General features: G+C 66.7%; 14 protein-coding genes. All 14 read left to right on the top strand.

Going from position 1 to position 13762, the window contains the following annotated elements:
* Nucleotides 1-8 precede the first annotated feature (8 nt).
* The 14 genes from ACFWGD_RS01960 to ACFWGD_RS01895 all read left to right on the top strand — a co-directional run bounded on the left by ACFWGD_RS01960 (nucleotide 9) and on the right by ACFWGD_RS01895 (nucleotide 13611).
* A complete protein-coding gene (locus ACFWGD_RS01960; protein ID WP_377776822.1) occupies nucleotides 9-1211 on the top strand; it encodes an MraY family glycosyltransferase in 1203 nt (400 codons plus the stop codon).
* A 76-nt stretch (nucleotides 1212-1287) separates the two neighbouring features.
* Nucleotides 1288-1668 (top strand): hypothetical protein, encoded by a 381-nt coding sequence (locus tag ACFWGD_RS01955; RefSeq protein ID WP_377777015.1) that lies wholly within the window; start codon nucleotides 1288-1290, stop codon nucleotides 1666-1668.
* Between the two features lie 432 nt (nucleotides 1669-2100).
* A complete protein-coding gene (atpB, locus tag ACFWGD_RS01950; RefSeq protein WP_377776821.1) occupies nucleotides 2101-2895 on the top strand; it encodes a F0F1 ATP synthase subunit A in 795 nt (264 codons plus the stop codon).
* A gap of 196 nt (nucleotides 2896-3091) precedes the next feature.
* Nucleotides 3092-3343: an ATP synthase F0 subunit C gene (locus tag ACFWGD_RS01945; RefSeq protein ID WP_295624936.1), complete on the top strand. Its 252-nt coding sequence runs from the start codon at nucleotides 3092-3094 to the stop codon at nucleotides 3341-3343.
* A gap of 33 nt (nucleotides 3344-3376) precedes the next feature.
* Nucleotides 3377-3943, top strand: coding sequence for a F0F1 ATP synthase subunit B (locus ACFWGD_RS01940; RefSeq protein ID WP_377776820.1), 567 nt, complete (start codon nucleotides 3377-3379; stop codon nucleotides 3941-3943).
* A 5-nt stretch (nucleotides 3944-3948) separates the two neighbouring features.
* A complete protein-coding gene (locus ACFWGD_RS01935) occupies nucleotides 3949-4767 on the top strand; it encodes a F0F1 ATP synthase subunit delta (protein ID WP_377776819.1) in 819 nt (272 codons plus the stop codon).
* Between the two features lie 55 nt (nucleotides 4768-4822).
* On the top strand, nucleotides 4823-6466 hold the full coding sequence (atpA, locus tag ACFWGD_RS01930) for a F0F1 ATP synthase subunit alpha (protein ID WP_377776818.1): 1644 nt from the start codon (nucleotides 4823-4825) through the stop codon (nucleotides 6464-6466).
* A gap of 52 nt (nucleotides 6467-6518) precedes the next feature.
* Entirely contained in the window at nucleotides 6519-7499 is a 981-nt protein-coding gene (locus ACFWGD_RS01925; RefSeq protein ID WP_377776817.1) for a F0F1 ATP synthase subunit gamma, read from the top strand.
* A 2-nt stretch (nucleotides 7500-7501) separates the two neighbouring features.
* Nucleotides 7502-8941 carry a F0F1 ATP synthase subunit beta gene (atpD, locus tag ACFWGD_RS01920; RefSeq protein ID WP_377776816.1) on the top strand — a complete coding sequence of 480 codons (1440 nt, stop codon included), beginning with the start codon at nucleotides 7502-7504 and terminating at the stop codon, nucleotides 8939-8941.
* 12 nt (nucleotides 8942-8953) lie between these two features.
* Nucleotides 8954-9328, top strand: a complete 375-nt coding sequence (locus tag ACFWGD_RS01915) for a F0F1 ATP synthase subunit epsilon (protein WP_377776815.1) — start codon at nucleotides 8954-8956, stop codon at nucleotides 9326-9328.
* 214 nt (nucleotides 9329-9542) lie between these two features.
* Nucleotides 9543-10112 carry a DUF2550 domain-containing protein gene (locus ACFWGD_RS01910; protein ID WP_377776814.1) on the top strand — a complete coding sequence of 190 codons (570 nt, stop codon included), beginning with the start codon at nucleotides 9543-9545 and terminating at the stop codon, nucleotides 10110-10112.
* A 51-nt stretch (nucleotides 10113-10163) separates the two neighbouring features.
* The gene (nucS, locus tag ACFWGD_RS01905; protein ID WP_377776813.1) at nucleotides 10164-10856 is read left to right on the top strand and encodes an endonuclease NucS; all 693 of its coding nucleotides are present in this window, start codon (nucleotides 10164-10166) and stop codon (nucleotides 10854-10856) included.
* A 99-nt stretch (nucleotides 10857-10955) separates the two neighbouring features.
* A complete protein-coding gene (locus ACFWGD_RS01900; protein WP_377776812.1) occupies nucleotides 10956-11225 on the top strand; it encodes a hypothetical protein in 270 nt (89 codons plus the stop codon).
* Between the two features lie 244 nt (nucleotides 11226-11469).
* A complete protein-coding gene (locus tag ACFWGD_RS01895; RefSeq protein ID WP_377776811.1) occupies nucleotides 11470-13611 on the top strand; it encodes a glucose PTS transporter subunit IIA in 2142 nt (713 codons plus the stop codon).
* Nucleotides 13612-13762 lie beyond the last annotated feature (151 nt).

Below are 13762 nucleotides of genomic sequence, written 5' to 3'. Positions count from 1 at the left end.
CCGCCGCCATGACCAACGACGTCGCACTGCACGCCGCCTCCGGAGCCGGGGCAGGCGTGCCCCTGCGCGAGCTGGCGCTGCTGGTGCTCGTCGCCGCATCGGTGAGCTACCTGCTCACCGGCGTCATCCGGTACATGGTGGTGCGCACCGGGTACCTGGACATGCCGCGCGAGCGCGACGTCCACGACATCCCGAAGCCCCGACTCGGCGGCGTGGCCATGTACAGCGGCATCATCGTCGCCATCTGGGTGGCCAGCGAGTTGCCCGCCCTGAACAGGGGATTTCCGCCGATGACGCCGGACATGAACGCCATGGCCGTCGCCGCGACGATCCTGCTGCTGGTCGGCATCCTCGACGACCTCTTCGACCTCGACGCCCTGACCAAGTTCGCCGGGCAGGTGCTGGCGGCGATCGTCATGTCGATGATGGGCGTGACCTGGTACCTCATCTACATCCCATTCGGCGGGGGCACGACGCTCATCCTCGACCCCGTGTCGTCGACCCTGGTCACCGTGCTGTTCACCGTCGCGCTGATCAACGCCATCAACTTCGTCGACGGCATCGACGGGCTCGCCTCCGGCCTGGGCATGATCGCCGCGGGCTCCCTGCTCATCTACTCGATGGTCATGCTCCACGACCAGGGCGGCACCGTCTCGGCGTACCCGCCCGCGATGATCTCCGCGTGCCTTCTCGGCGCGTGCATCGGGTTCCTGCCCCACAACTTCGAGCCGGCGCGCATCTTCATGGGCGACTCGGGGGCGATGCTCATCGGGCTCATGCTCGCCGGTGCGTCGGTGTCGGCGTCCGGGCGCATCTCGCCGTCGATGTACGGCACCGCCGATGCGCTGGCGCTGATGTCGCCGATCATCGTCGTCGTCGCCGCGCTGAGCGTGCCCATGCTCGACCTTCTGCTGGCGGTGATCCGCAGGACCCGCCGGGGGCAGTCGCCGTTCGCGCCCGACAAGATGCACCTGCACCACCGGCTGCTCGAGATGGGCCACAGCCACCGCAAGGTCGTGCTCGTGCTGTACATGTGGGTGTCCGTCGTCGCCTTCGGCGCGGTGGGCACCACCGTGTTCCCCGCCCCCGTCGTCGCCGTCGGATTCGGCCTGCTGCTCGTGCTCGCCGTCGCGTTGACCATGCTGCCTATCTGGCGGCCCGGGGGAGCGGGTACCATGTCACCCCGTGAGCGAAGACACCCCCAACACTGACAGCGGCCGCGACGCCGCCGACGCCGCCGCGGCTTCCGCGCCGACGTCGAAGTACGACGATCCGCGGATCCCGCTGATGTCCGCCGCGCGCTCCGGCGCCATCGCGCTGGCCATCCTCACCGTCGCATCGCTGCTCATCTGGGGCGGCAAGGACGGCATGCCCGGCGTGTGGGGCGTCCTGCTCGGAGCGGCCATCGGCGGCGGGTTCGTGCTGCTCACCGTCGCCTCGGTGCTGGTCACCGCGAAGTCGACGCCGACCATGACGGGGGCCGTGGTCATGTTCGGATGGCTGGCGAAGATCGTGGTGCTGATCCTCATCCTGGTCATCATCAAGGACATGGAATTCTACGATCCCATGGCCTTCTTCATCACCGTGGTCCTCGCGCTCATCGTGACCCTCGGCGCGGAAGTGTGGGGGATGTCTCAATCCAATCTGACCTACATCACCGGCGGCTGAACGGGCGTTCCGGCGAACACGTGTCCGAGCATTTCCGGGCACGCGGGTGTTGTCGCACGTCGACATCCCGGCCACTTCCGCTTTTCACCCGAAAACGGCGCAATCCCACAGGATCAGGCGCCGTTTTCCTGCTTTGCGGGGTCGATTGCCCGGGGGTGTGTCCAATGTGAAAAACGTGCCGCAACTGTTATCCTGAGCGATGGGTAAGACGGCTTGACCCTGCCATCGGTGCGCCTCGGCGCGTCGGTGCTGGGCACGGGTCGGCGTCCGTAGGGATACGGGGCCGGCTTGATGCTGGCCGCCCCGTGTACGCCGTGCAGATGTGCGATTGGAATCCGCGGCGTCCCACGTTAAACGACGTCCATCGCACCGCTTGACCCAGTTCTTGCGGCCCAATCACGGGAGAGAACGCTGAGCGTTTCAACACTTGCCATGAAGGGCGAGTTCCACTCGCCCAACTTGGAATCGGAGTATTTCCCGGGCGAGAAGTACGGTCAGTTCCTCATCGGCGACGCGGGCGACTGGTTCGCCCTCGACCGCCTGATGTTCGTCCGTCTTCTCATGGCCGTCATCGTCGCCATCTTCTTCGTCGTCGCGCTGCGCCGGCCGAAGCTGGTGCCGACGGGACTGCAGAACGTCGCGGAATTGATGCTGGACTTCGTCCGCATCCACATCGCGGAGGAGATCCTGGGCAAGAAGGAGGGCCGCCGGTTCCTGCCGGTCCTGGCCACCATCTTCTTCCTGGTCGTCTCGATGAATGTCGCGGCCGTCATCCCCGGCCTCAACATTTCCCCCAACGCGCGAATCGGCATGCCGCTGATCCTCGCCCTGTTCGGTTACCTGGCCTTCATTTACGCGGGCGCGAAGAAGTACGGCTTCTTCAAGTTCGTGAAGTCGTCGGTCGTTCTGCCGAACCTGCCGCCGTTGCTCCACGTCATCGTGGTGCCCATCGAGCTTTTCTCCACCTTCGTCCTGCGTCCGGCCACGCTGGCCATTCGTCTCATGGCCAACATGCTGGCCGGCCACATGGTCCTCGTCCTGCTGTTCGGCGCCACGAACTTCTTCTTCTGGCAGCTGAACGCCTGGACGGCCCTGTCCGGCTTGACCCTCGTCGCCTCGATTCTGTTCACGCTGTTCGAGCTTCTGGTGATCTTCCTGCAGGCGTACATCTTCGCCCTGCTGGTCGCCGTTTACATCGAACTGTCGCTGCACGCCGACGAGCACTAGCTGTCCCTCGCCGGCACCCGCCGGCGAAGGGCACAATTTCATAGCACGACCCACATGACCCCAGCCCGGGCAACTAACTACGACTCTGACATCGCCCGGGTCTCCTCAGAATAGCACGACCCACATGACCCCAGCCCGGGCAACTAACTACGACTCTGACATCGCCCGGGTCTCCTCAGAAAGGGAACGGTTCATAATGAACGACGTCATCCTCTCCGCCCAGGACGCTGCCGCCGCCGAGGCCACCGCCTCCGGCCTGAAGACCATCGGCTACGGCCTGTCGACCCTGGGCCCGGGCCTGGGCATCGGCATCGTCGCCGGCAAGACCGTCGAGGGCATGGCTCGCCAGCCCGAGATGGCCGGCCAGCTCCGCACCACCATGTTCCTGGGCATCGCCTTCACCGAGGCGCTGGCCCTCATCGGCCTGGTCGCCGGCTTCATTCTCTAGTCCGGACCTCAACTAAGCGGAGAACACTGAACCATGACGGATTTCATTTACTACCTGGCCGCAGAGGAGGCGCTCCCGTTCGAGGAGCAGATCAACCCCCTGCTGCCCAAGTCCTATGACGTCGTCTGGTCCATTGTCCCGCTCATTGTCATCCTGGTGCTCTTCTGGAAGCTCGTGCTTCCGAAGTTCCAGGAGGTCCTGACCGAGCGGGAGGACCGGATTGAGGGCGGCATCGAGCGTGCCGAGGCCGCGCAGGCCGAGGCCAAGGCCGCTCTCGAGAAGTACAACAGCCAGCTCGCCGAGGCCCGCACCGAAGCCGCCAAGATCCGCGATGAGGCCCGAGTTCAGGGTCAGAAGATCATCGCGGAGGCGACTACCAAGGCCAACGACGAGAGCGCACGAATCATCGAGTCCGGTGAGAAGCAGCTGTCGGCCCAGCGTGAGCAGGTCGTGGCGGAGCTTCGCAAGGAGATGGGGCAGAACTCGATCAACCTCGCGGAGCGTCTGCTCGGCGAGCAGCTGTCCGACAACGTGAAGACGTCGGGCACGATCGATCGCTTCCTCAGCAACCTTGACACCGTGGCCCCGGCCGGAAAGTAGGCGACATGCACGCAGCTAGCCGCGAATCTTTGGCGCAGCTCCGCACGGAGCTGGACGCCGCCATCGGCGGTGCCACCGTCTCCGTCGCGAACGCGGCCCAGACCGGCTCCGAGCTTTTCGACGTCGTCGAAACCCTCGACTCCGACCGCGGCCTGCGTGTCGCCGTCGCCGATCAGTCGGTTGCGGCGGAGCAGCGCACCGGAATCATCCGGGGCCTGTTCGAAGGCAAGGTGTCCGAGACGACCCTCAAGGTCATCTCCGACGCCGCCGCGCAGACCTGGTCGAACTCGCGCGAATTCCGCGCGGGCCTGGTGGAGCTGGGCCGTCGTGCCCTGCTGCGCTCGGCCGAGGGCCAGGGCCAGCTGGAAACGGTCGAGGATGAGCTGTTCCGTTTGGGCAGCATCCTCGTCAATGAGCCGCAGCTCGAGCAGCTGCTGGCGGATAAGGCCGCGACCCCCGAAGCCAAGCGGGGTCTCTTGGCCTCCGTGCTGTACGGCAAGGTCACTTCGGTGACCGAGGCGTTGGCGCTGCAGGCCGTCGGGCGCCCGGAAAAGCGCCCCGCGGACGACATCGACTCCCTGTCCCGGCTTGCCGCCGGCCTCCGGAATCGCACCGTCGCCCGTGTGACCAGTGCAACCGCTATCTCTGATGAGCAGCAGCGTGCGCTGGCGGACAAGCTCGGCCGAGTTTACGGCGAAGAGATGTCCATCCACACCGAGATCGATGAGTCGATCCTCGGTGGACTGGTCATCCGGGTCGGTGACGAGGTCATCGACGGCAGCCTTTCGAGGAAGCTCGAGAAGTTGCGCGTTGGCCTTGGCTGACGGATGGTTTGACGAAATTTCACTGGACGTAGAATTTACCGAGAGCAGGAAGAACATGGCGGAGCTGACGATCTCCTCCGACGAGATCCGTAGCGCGATTGCGAATTACACCTCGAGCTACTCCCCGGAGGCCTCCCGCGAGGAGGTCGGCGTGGTCATCAGTGCTGCTGATGGCATTGCGCAGGTTGCGGGTATGCCGTCGGTCATGACCAACGAGCTTCTCGAGTTCCCGGGCGGCGTCATTGGCGTCGCGCAGAACCTCGACACCGACAAGGTCGGCGTCGTGGTGCTGGGCAACTTCGAGTCGCTCGCCGAGGGCGACGAGGTCAAGCGGACGGGCGATGTCCTGTCCATCCCGGTCGGGGACAAGTTCCTCGGCCGCGTTATCAACCCCCTGGGCCAGCCGATCGACGGCCTGGGCGACATCGAGGCCGAAGAGGACCGCGTCCTGGAGCTCCAGGCCCCGTCCGTGCTGCAGCGTCAGCCGGTCGAGGAGCCGATGGCCACCGGCATCAAGGCCATCGACGCGATGACCCCGATCGGCCGCGGTCAGCGACAGCTGATCATTGGTGACCGCAAGACCGGCAAGACCGCGGTCTGCCTGGACACCATCCTCAACCAGAAGGCGAACTGGGAGTCCGGCGATCCGACGAAGCAGGTGCGCTGCATCTACGTCGCGATCGGCCAGAAGGGCTCGACCATCGCCGGCGTGCGCAAGACCCTCGAGGATCACGGCGCGCTCGATTACACCACCATCGTGGCCGCCCCGGCCTCCGATGCCGCCGGCTTCAAGTGGCTGGCCCCCTTCGCGGGTGCCGCCCTGGGCCAGCACTGGATGTACCAGGGCAAGCACGTCCTGGTCATTTACGATGACCTGACCAAGCAGGCCGAGGCCTACCGTGCCATCTCCCTGCTGCTGCGTCGTCCGCCGGGACGCGAGGCGTACCCGGGTGACGTCTTCTACCTGCACTCCCGTCTGCTGGAGCGCGCGGCGAAGCTGTCCGACGACATGGGCGCCGGTTCGCTGACCGCCCTGCCGATCATCGAGACCAAGGCCAACGACGTTTCCGCCTTCATCCCGACCAACGTGATCTCGATCACCGACGGTCAGGTCTTCCTGGAGTCGGACCTGTTCAACCAGGGCGTCCGCCCGGCCATCAACGTCGGCGTCTCGGTTTCCCGAGTCGGCGGCGCCGCCCAGACCAAGGGCATGAAGAAGGTCTCCGGCAACCTGCGTCTGGACCTCGCGTCCTACCGCGACCTCGAGGCGTTCGCCATGTTCGCGTCCGACCTCGACGACGCCTCCAAGCGTCAGCTCGAGCGCGGCCAGCGACTGGTCGAGCTGCTGAAGCAGAAGGAGAACCACCCGCAGTCCGTCGAGTACCAGATGACGTCGATCTACCTCGCCGGCGAAGGCGAGTTCGACGATGTCCCGGTCGAGGACGTCCGCCGCTTCGAGACCGAGCTGATGGAGTACCTGTACTCCAACAACGAGGCCGTTTTCGAGCAGATCGACGGTGGCAAGCCGTTCTCCGACGAGTCGAAGTCGGCCCTGAAGTCCTCCGTCGAGGAGTTCAAGAAGGGTTTCCAGACTTCGGAGGGCGCGCCGGTGGCCAAGGAGGCTCCCGCTGAGCCCCTCGCCGAAGGCGAGCAGACCAAGCAGCAGATCTCGGTCTCCCGCAAGTCCTCCGCGAAGTAGTCGGGGCGTGCTTGCAATGACCGTTATCGAAAAAGAAGGGAGGCGTTAGAACATGGCGAATCTTCGTGAATTGCGAGACCGCATCAAGTCGGTCAACTCGACCAAGAAGATCACCAAGGCACAGGAGCTCATCGCGACGTCGCGCATCACCAAGGCGCAGCGTCGGGTTGCCGACTCCCAGCCCTACGCCGACGAGATCGAGAACGTCATCGGACGCCTCGCCTCGGCTTCCTCGCTTGATCACCCGATGCTGCACGAGCGCGAAGGCGCCAACCGTGCCGCCATCCTCGTGGTGACGTCCGATCGCGGCATGTGCGGCGGTTACAACCACAACGTCCTGAAGAAGGCCGCGGAACTGCGCGCCACCCTGAAGGACTCCGGTTACGAGACCGTCACCTACGTCACGGGCCGCAAGGGCATCGATTACTACGATTTCCGCGAGATGCCGATGGCCGGCACCTGGGAGGGCTTCTCCCAGGACCCGGACTACGATCTCACCCACGACGTCCGTCGTCACCTGATCGACGGTTTCGTGGCCACCTCCGAGGGCACGGCCAAGCACCGCGATGGCCTGCGCGTGGCGGATGGCGAGGAGATCCAGGGCTTCGACCAAGTTCACGTGGTCTACACGGAATTCGTGTCGATGCTGTCCCAGGTTCCCCGGGCACACCAGATGCTGCCCATCGAGCCGGTCATCGAGACCGAGGAGATGGATCTGGGCGAGGACATGCTCTCCAACGGCGGCGGCGACCTCCAGCCGGACTACGAGTTCGAGCCGGACGCCGACACCCTGCTGTCGGAACTGCTTCCGCAGTACGTGTCCAAGAGCCTGTTCGCCGTGATGCTCGAGGCCGCGGCCTCCGAGTCCGCGGCGCGGCGCAACGCCATGAAGTCGGCGACCGACAACGCGACCGAGCTGGTCAAGGACCTCTCTCGCGTGGCCAACCAGGCCCGTCAGGCGCAGATTACCCAGGAAATCACAGAAATCGTCGGTGGCGCCGGTGCGCTCGACGACAGCGGAGAAAGTGACTAGATATGAGCACAGCTCTCAATGAGCAGAACACCGCGACGGCCGTCGGCCGCATCGTGCGTGTCATCGGTGCCGTCGTCGACGTGGAGTTCCCGCGTAACGAGCTCCCGGCACTGTACAACGCGCTGACCGTGGAAGTTTCCCTTCCGTCGGTCGCCAAGACCATCGTCCTCGAGACGGCGCAGCACCTGGGCGACAACCTGGTGCGCACCATCGCCATGGCCCCGACCGACGGCCTGGTCCGCGGCGCGGACGTCACCGACACGGGCAAGCCGATTTCGGTTCCCGTCGGCGACGTCGTCAAGGGCCACGTCTTCAACGCCCTGGGCGACTGCCTGGACGAGCCCGGCCTCGGCCGCGACGGCGAGCAGTGGGGCATCCACCGCGACCCGCCGCCGTTCGACCAGCTCGAGGGCAAGACCGAGATCCTGGAGACGGGCATCAAGGTCATCGACCTCCTGACCCCCTACGTCAAGGGCGGCAAGATCGGCCTGTTCGGTGGCGCCGGCGTCGGCAAGACCGTTCTGATCCAGGAGATGATCACCCGTATCGCGCGCGAGTTCTCCGGCACGTCGGTCTTCGCCGGCGTCGGTGAGCGCACCCGTGAGGGCACGGACCTCTTCCTCGAGATGGAGGAGATGGGCGTGCTGCAGGATACGGCGCTCGTCTTCGGCCAGATGGATGAGCCGCCGGGAGTCCGCATGCGCGTCGCGCTGTCGGGCCTGACCATGGCGGAGTACTTCCGTGACGTGCAGCACCAGGACGTGCTGCTGTTCATCGACAACATCTTCCGCTTCACGCAGGCCGGTTCCGAGGTGTCGACCCTGCTGGGCCGCATGCCTTCGGCGGTGGGTTACCAGCCGACGCTGGCCGACGAGATGGGTGTCCTCCAGGACCGCATTACGTCGACCAAGGGCCGTTCGATCACGTCTCTGCAGGCCGTTTACGTGCCCGCCGACGACTACACCGACCCGGCTCCGGCGACCACCTTCGCCCACCTCGACGCGACCACCGAGCTCGACCGCTCGATCGCCTCGAAGGGCATCTACCCGGCCGTGAACCCGCTGTCGTCGACGTCTCGAATCCTCGAGCCGTCCATCGTCGGCGAGGAGCACTACGGTGTGGCGCAGCAGGTCATCAACATCCTGCAGAAGAACAAGGAGCTCCAGGACATCATCGCGATCCTGGGCATGGACGAGCTGTCCGAAGAGGACAAGATCACCGTCCAGCGCGCCCGCCGCATCCAGCGGTTCCTGGGCCAGAACTTCTTCGTCGCGGAGAAGTTCACCGGTCTGCCGGGCTCCTACGTGCCGCTGAAGGACACCATCGTGGCCTTCGACCGCATCTGCAAGGGCGACTTCGACAACTACCCGGAAATGGCCTTCGACGGCCTGGGCGGCCTCGACGACGTCGAGAAGAAGTACGCCGAGATGCAGAAGAAGTAAGGGGCGTTCCACATGGCTGACATCGCCACCGAACTGGTCGCCGTCGAGCGCATGCTCTGGGAGGGCAAGGCCACTTCCGTGACGGCCGAGACCACCGAGGGTGAGATCGGCGTGCTGCCCGGCCACCAGCCTTTCCTCGGGCAGTTGACCGAGAATGGCACGGTGACCATCCGGACCGACGACGGCCAGGTCATGGTCGCCGCCGTCCAGGGCGGGTTCCTCTCCGTGTCCACGAAGAAGATCACCGTTCTCGCCGACAAGGCCGTTTGGGCCGACGAGGTCGACGTCTCCGACGCCGAGTCTCGCCTCCAGTCGGATGATCCGGAGGTCAGGGCACGGGCCGAGTCCGAGCTGCGCGCCACGCGCCGCGCTTCGGGCGCCGCGTAAGCGGTAGCCGGTCGCACGACCGGGTTCTCCACCCGCATCAGGGGAGGGGCGCCGGTTCCACACGAAAGTGTGGTGCCGGCGCCCCTCCCCTTTGCTTTGCGACGCCGCCGCTCGTTTTACGGCTGCCGTGCACGTCGACTAGGATTTGTCCAATACCCGTGTTCTCCAGCCAGCCCGCCCCGCCGCCCGCGGGGCCGAGTGAAACGAGGTCATTGTGGACGCCCTGAACGTCTTCGTGGTCGTTGTGGCCTTCGTTCTGCTGCTCGGGGGCGTGCTCGCCCTGTGGCGGTTCACCAAGCTGCGCTCGAAGGGCACGCCGGTGATCATCCGGCCGATCCCGGCCGAGGACGGCGCGGCGTGGCGCCATGGGGTGATGAAGTATTCGGACGGCACCGCGCTGGTGTACAAGCTCCGTTCGCTTCGCCCGGGCGCCGATCTTTCCTTCCCCCGCAACGACGTGGAAATCCTCTCGCGCAGAGAGCCGACCACCGTCGAGGCGGGGTTTTTCGATGACGGGCTCCACGTCGTGGGCTTCGCCGTCGCCGGCCAGGGGGAGTGGGAGCTCGCCGTCGACGATTCGGGCGACACGGCGCTCGTGGCGTGGGTGGAGTCGTCGCCGTCGGCGCGCCAGACGCGCGCGCTGCCCACGAACATCGAGGAGCGCTTCCGCAGCGCCCGCGCCCGCGGTGCCGGCACCTCCCGCTCCAACGGCACGGCACGCTCCAACGGCTCTGCCCGCTCCAACGGCGGCTCGCGCCCGAATGGCGGCAACCGCCCCCACTGATCCGGCAGGGCCCCGGTCCCCGCGCGGTGGCCGACCGTTAGGGTGGTGGGCATGCGTCTCGTCATCGCCCGCTGCACCGTCGATTACGTCGGCCGGCTCACCGCCCACCTTCCGGAGGCCCCGCGCCTGCTCCTGGTCAAGGCCGACGGCTCCGTGTCCGTCCACGCCGACGACCGCGCGTACAAGCCGCTGAACTGGATGACCCCGCCGTGTTCGCTGGCGGAGCAGCCCATCCTCGACGAGGCCGGCGACGACACCGGCGAGCTCCTGTGGGTCGTGGAGAACTCCAAGGGGGAGCAGCTGCGCATCACCATCTCCGAGATGCTTTCCGACGTCTCCCACGAACTGGGCCAGGATCCCGGCCTGGTCAAGGATGGCGTGGAGACCCACCTGCAGGAGCTTTTGGCGGAGCACTTCACCACCTTCGGCGAGGGGTGGACGCTGATCCGCCGCGAGTACCCGACGGCCATCGGCCCGGTGGATCTGCTCGGCCGCAACTCCGATGGCGCGACGGTGGCCGTGGAGGTCAAGCGCCGCGGCAACATCGACGGCGTCGAGCAGCTGACCCGCTATCTGGAGATGCTCAACCGCGACGAGATGCTCGCGCCCGTCGTCGGCGTCTTCGCCGCGCAGGAGATCAAGCCGCAGGCGCGGACGCTCGCGGAGGACCGCGGGATCCGCTGCGTCGTCGTCGACTACGACGCTCTGCGGGGCACCGAATCCAACGAGCTCCGGCTGTTCTAGAGGCACGATCGGGCCACCACGGGAGGCGAGGACATGGGCCGGGGAAAGACGAGGCGGGGGAAGGGGCCGTCGGCAAGCAGAAGCGGTGAGTTCCGCCCGTTGCCGAGCCTCGGTGCATTCCAGAACACCCGGACCGAATCCGGGCCGGGGCGGCTGGCGGGGGAGGACTTCCAGGTCCGCGACGTCGCGTCCGGGCAGGCGACGAAGTGGTACCGCTGCCCGGGCTGCGACCAGGAGATCCCGCCCGGCGTCGCCCACGTCGTGGCGTGGCCCGCGGACTACGGGGGTCGCGCCGAGGATCGGCGGCATTGGCACCGCAACTGCTGGGGCAAGCGCGGCGACCGGGGGATCACGCGGCGCTGGGGCTGAGCGGCCTTTCTGCACCCCTCATGCAGGGAACGGGCACAACCGGGAACGCCCGGGAAAATGACTATTCCGTTCGGGCATGTGCGGGGGTAATCTGAATCATGACAGTCCCGGAAACGGGCCCTGATTCGGACATAACCGCACGTCCCGCGGTGTGAGGCGGGAACCGCGGGGCCGGTCGGCGCCTTCTTCCGGCAGCTACCGCGGCCGGCCACGACGGCCGCCGCGGCCGACGAAAGGGACCCCAATGGCCGCAACGGTCGAGTCCACCGCCCAACACATCCTCGACAAGGTCGGCGGTCCGGAGAACATCACCTCCGTGACGCACTGCGCGACCCGCCTCCGCTTCCACCTCCGCGACCTCTCCGCGGCCGACCAGGAGGCCATCGACGCCGACGACAAGGTCCTCGGCGTCGTGCCCCAGGGATCCACCGGCCTGCAGGTCATCATGGGCGGTGACGTGGGCAATTACTACCAGGCAATGGTCCGGCGCCCCGGCATGGCCGATGCGGCGGACGACGGGGGCGCGAAGTCGTCGTCAAGCAAGAAGAAGGCGACCGGAGGCGCGAAGGATGGCGCGCAGGACGGCAAGAAGGAGTACGACGGCGTCCGCGGCAAGTTCGGCTGGGTCGACTACTGCTTCGAGTTCCTGTCCGACACGTTCCGCCCGGTGCTGTGGGCGCTGCTCGGCGCGTCGCTGATCATCACCCTGCTGGTCCTGGCCGACACGTTCGGCATCCAGGCCTTCGACCCGCCCGAGGGCGAGACCCTGCCGCCGACGTGGCAGTTCCTCCACGCGATGTGGCGGTCGGTGTTCTACTTCCTGCCCGTCATGGTCGGCGCGACCGCGGCCCGCAAGCTCGGCGCCAACGAGTGGGTCGGCGCCGCCATCCCGGCCGCGCTGCTCACCCCGGAGTTCCTCGCGCTGGGCGAGCAGGGCGACACGGTCACCGTCTTCGGCCTGCCGATGGTCCTGAACAACTACGCCGGCCAGGTCTTCCCGCCGCTGTTCGCCGCGGTGCTGCTGTTCTTCGTGGAGAAGGGCCTGAAGAAGATCATCCCGGGCGCCATCCAGATGGTGTTCGTGCCGTTCTTCTCGCTGCTGATCATGATCCCGCTGACCGCGTTCATCGTCGGCCCGTTCGGCATCGGCCTGGGCAACGGCATCTCCAACATGCTGCTGGCCATCAACGGTTTCTCGCCGTTCATCCTGGCCATCGTCGTGCCGCTGATCTACCCGTTCATGGTGCCGCTGGGCCTGCATTGGCCGCTCAACGCGATCATGATCCAGAACATCGCCACCCTGGGCTACGACTTCATCCAGGGCCCCATGGGCGCGTGGAACTTCGCGTGCTTCGGCCTGGTCACGGGCGTCATGATCGTCGCCATGCGCGAGAAGGACGCCTCCATGCGCCAGGTGTCGTCGGGCGGCATGTTCGCCGGCCTGCTCGGCGGCATCTCCGAGCCGAGCCTGTACGGCGTGGTGCTGCGCTTCAAGAAGACCTACCTGCGCCTGCTGCCGGGCTGCCTCGTCGGCGGCGTGGTCATGGGCCTGTTCAACGTCAAGGCTAAGGCCTTCGTGTTCACCTCCGTGCTCACCGTCGGCGCGTTCGACCCGCTGGGCGGGTACATCATCGGCATTGCCGCGGCGTTCTTCACGTCGCTGCTGCTGGTGCTGTTCTTCGACTACCGCTCCGCCGACGAGAAGGCCGCCGCCCACGAGCGCATCGCCCGTGAGCGCGCCGCCGCGATGGCCGAGGTCGAGGAGGCCGCCAACGCGCCTCTGCCGTCGGAGTCCGGCACCGCTTCTTCGCGTGACGACGCCACCGTCCCCGCCACCGCCGCCGGCGTCGCGGGTGCCGGCGCCGCCACCGCCGTGGCCGTGAAGGAGCCCGAAACCGACGCCGACCTCGAGTTGGCCATCGTCGCGCCCATGAGCGGCACCCTGCTGCCGCTGTCCGAGGTCCCCGACGCCGCCTTCGCCGCCGGCAAGGTGGGCAAGGGCGCGGCCATCGACCCCGACGGCGACACCGTCGTCGCCCCGGCCGCCGGAAAAGTCATGGTGACGTTCCCGACCGGCCACGCCGTCGGCCTCAAGCTGGACAACGGCCTGCAGGTCCTGGTCCACATCGGCGTCGACACCGTGAACATGGACGGGGAGGGCTTCGAGTTCCTCGTGGCCAAGGGCGACCGCGTCAGCGCGGGCACCCCGCTGGTGCGCTTCGACCGCGATGCCATCGTCGCGGCCGGCTACTCGCCGATCACCCCGGTGCTGGTGACCAACCACAGGAAATTCGGTGCGGTCGAGGTCGTCGCAAAGCAGGGGCCGATCGCGATCGGCGACGACCTGCTCGAGGCGACGCCCAAGCCCCCGAAGACGGAGGCCTGAGCCCGGCTCCCCGGGCACCGACCCCGCTAACCCACCTTGAATGACTTAACCCACCCGCTACAACGGGTGGGTTAAGCCATTCGGGGTGGGTTTGGCCGATTGCATGGAACCGATCCACCGCGAACCGCGTCTAAGACAACGAAGGGGCCAC

It is taken from the genome of Corynebacterium sp. NPDC060344 (assembly GCF_042725215.1).
GTDB lineage: Bacteria > Actinomycetota > Actinomycetes > Mycobacteriales > Mycobacteriaceae > Corynebacterium.
This window is presented reverse-complemented; position numbering and strand designations above follow the sequence as displayed.

Excerpts from the sequence above, each read along its gene's own strand:
- atpD (WP_377776816.1), top strand. The coding sequence starts at position 7,502 with ATGAGCACAGCTCTCAATGAGCAGAACACCGCGACGGCCGTCGGCCGC.
- ACFWGD_RS01935 (WP_377776819.1), top strand. The coding sequence starts at position 3,949 with ATGCACGCAGCTAGCCGCGAATCTTTGGCGCAGCTCCGCACGGAGCTG.
- atpB (WP_377776821.1), top strand. The coding sequence starts at position 2,101 with ATGAAGGGCGAGTTCCACTCGCCCAACTTGGAATCGGAGTATTTCCCG.
- ACFWGD_RS01960 (WP_377776822.1), top strand. The coding sequence starts at position 9 with ATGACCAACGACGTCGCACTGCACGCCGCCTCCGGAGCCGGGGCAGGC.
- ACFWGD_RS01895 (WP_377776811.1), top strand. The coding sequence starts at position 11,470 with ATGGCCGCAACGGTCGAGTCCACCGCCCAACACATCCTCGACAAGGTC.
- ACFWGD_RS01945 (WP_295624936.1), top strand. The coding sequence starts at position 3,092 with ATGAACGACGTCATCCTCTCCGCCCAGGACGCTGCCGCCGCCGAGGCC.
- atpA (WP_377776818.1), top strand. The coding sequence starts at position 4,823 with ATGGCGGAGCTGACGATCTCCTCCGACGAGATCCGTAGCGCGATTGCG.
- ACFWGD_RS01915 (WP_377776815.1), top strand. The coding sequence starts at position 8,954 with ATGGCTGACATCGCCACCGAACTGGTCGCCGTCGAGCGCATGCTCTGG.
- ACFWGD_RS01955 (WP_377777015.1), top strand. The coding sequence starts at position 1,288 with ATGTCCGCCGCGCGCTCCGGCGCCATCGCGCTGGCCATCCTCACCGTC.
- nucS (WP_377776813.1), top strand. The coding sequence starts at position 10,164 with ATGCGTCTCGTCATCGCCCGCTGCACCGTCGATTACGTCGGCCGGCTC.
- ACFWGD_RS01925 (WP_377776817.1), top strand. The coding sequence starts at position 6,519 with ATGGCGAATCTTCGTGAATTGCGAGACCGCATCAAGTCGGTCAACTCG.
- ACFWGD_RS01940 (WP_377776820.1), top strand. The coding sequence starts at position 3,377 with ATGACGGATTTCATTTACTACCTGGCCGCAGAGGAGGCGCTCCCGTTC.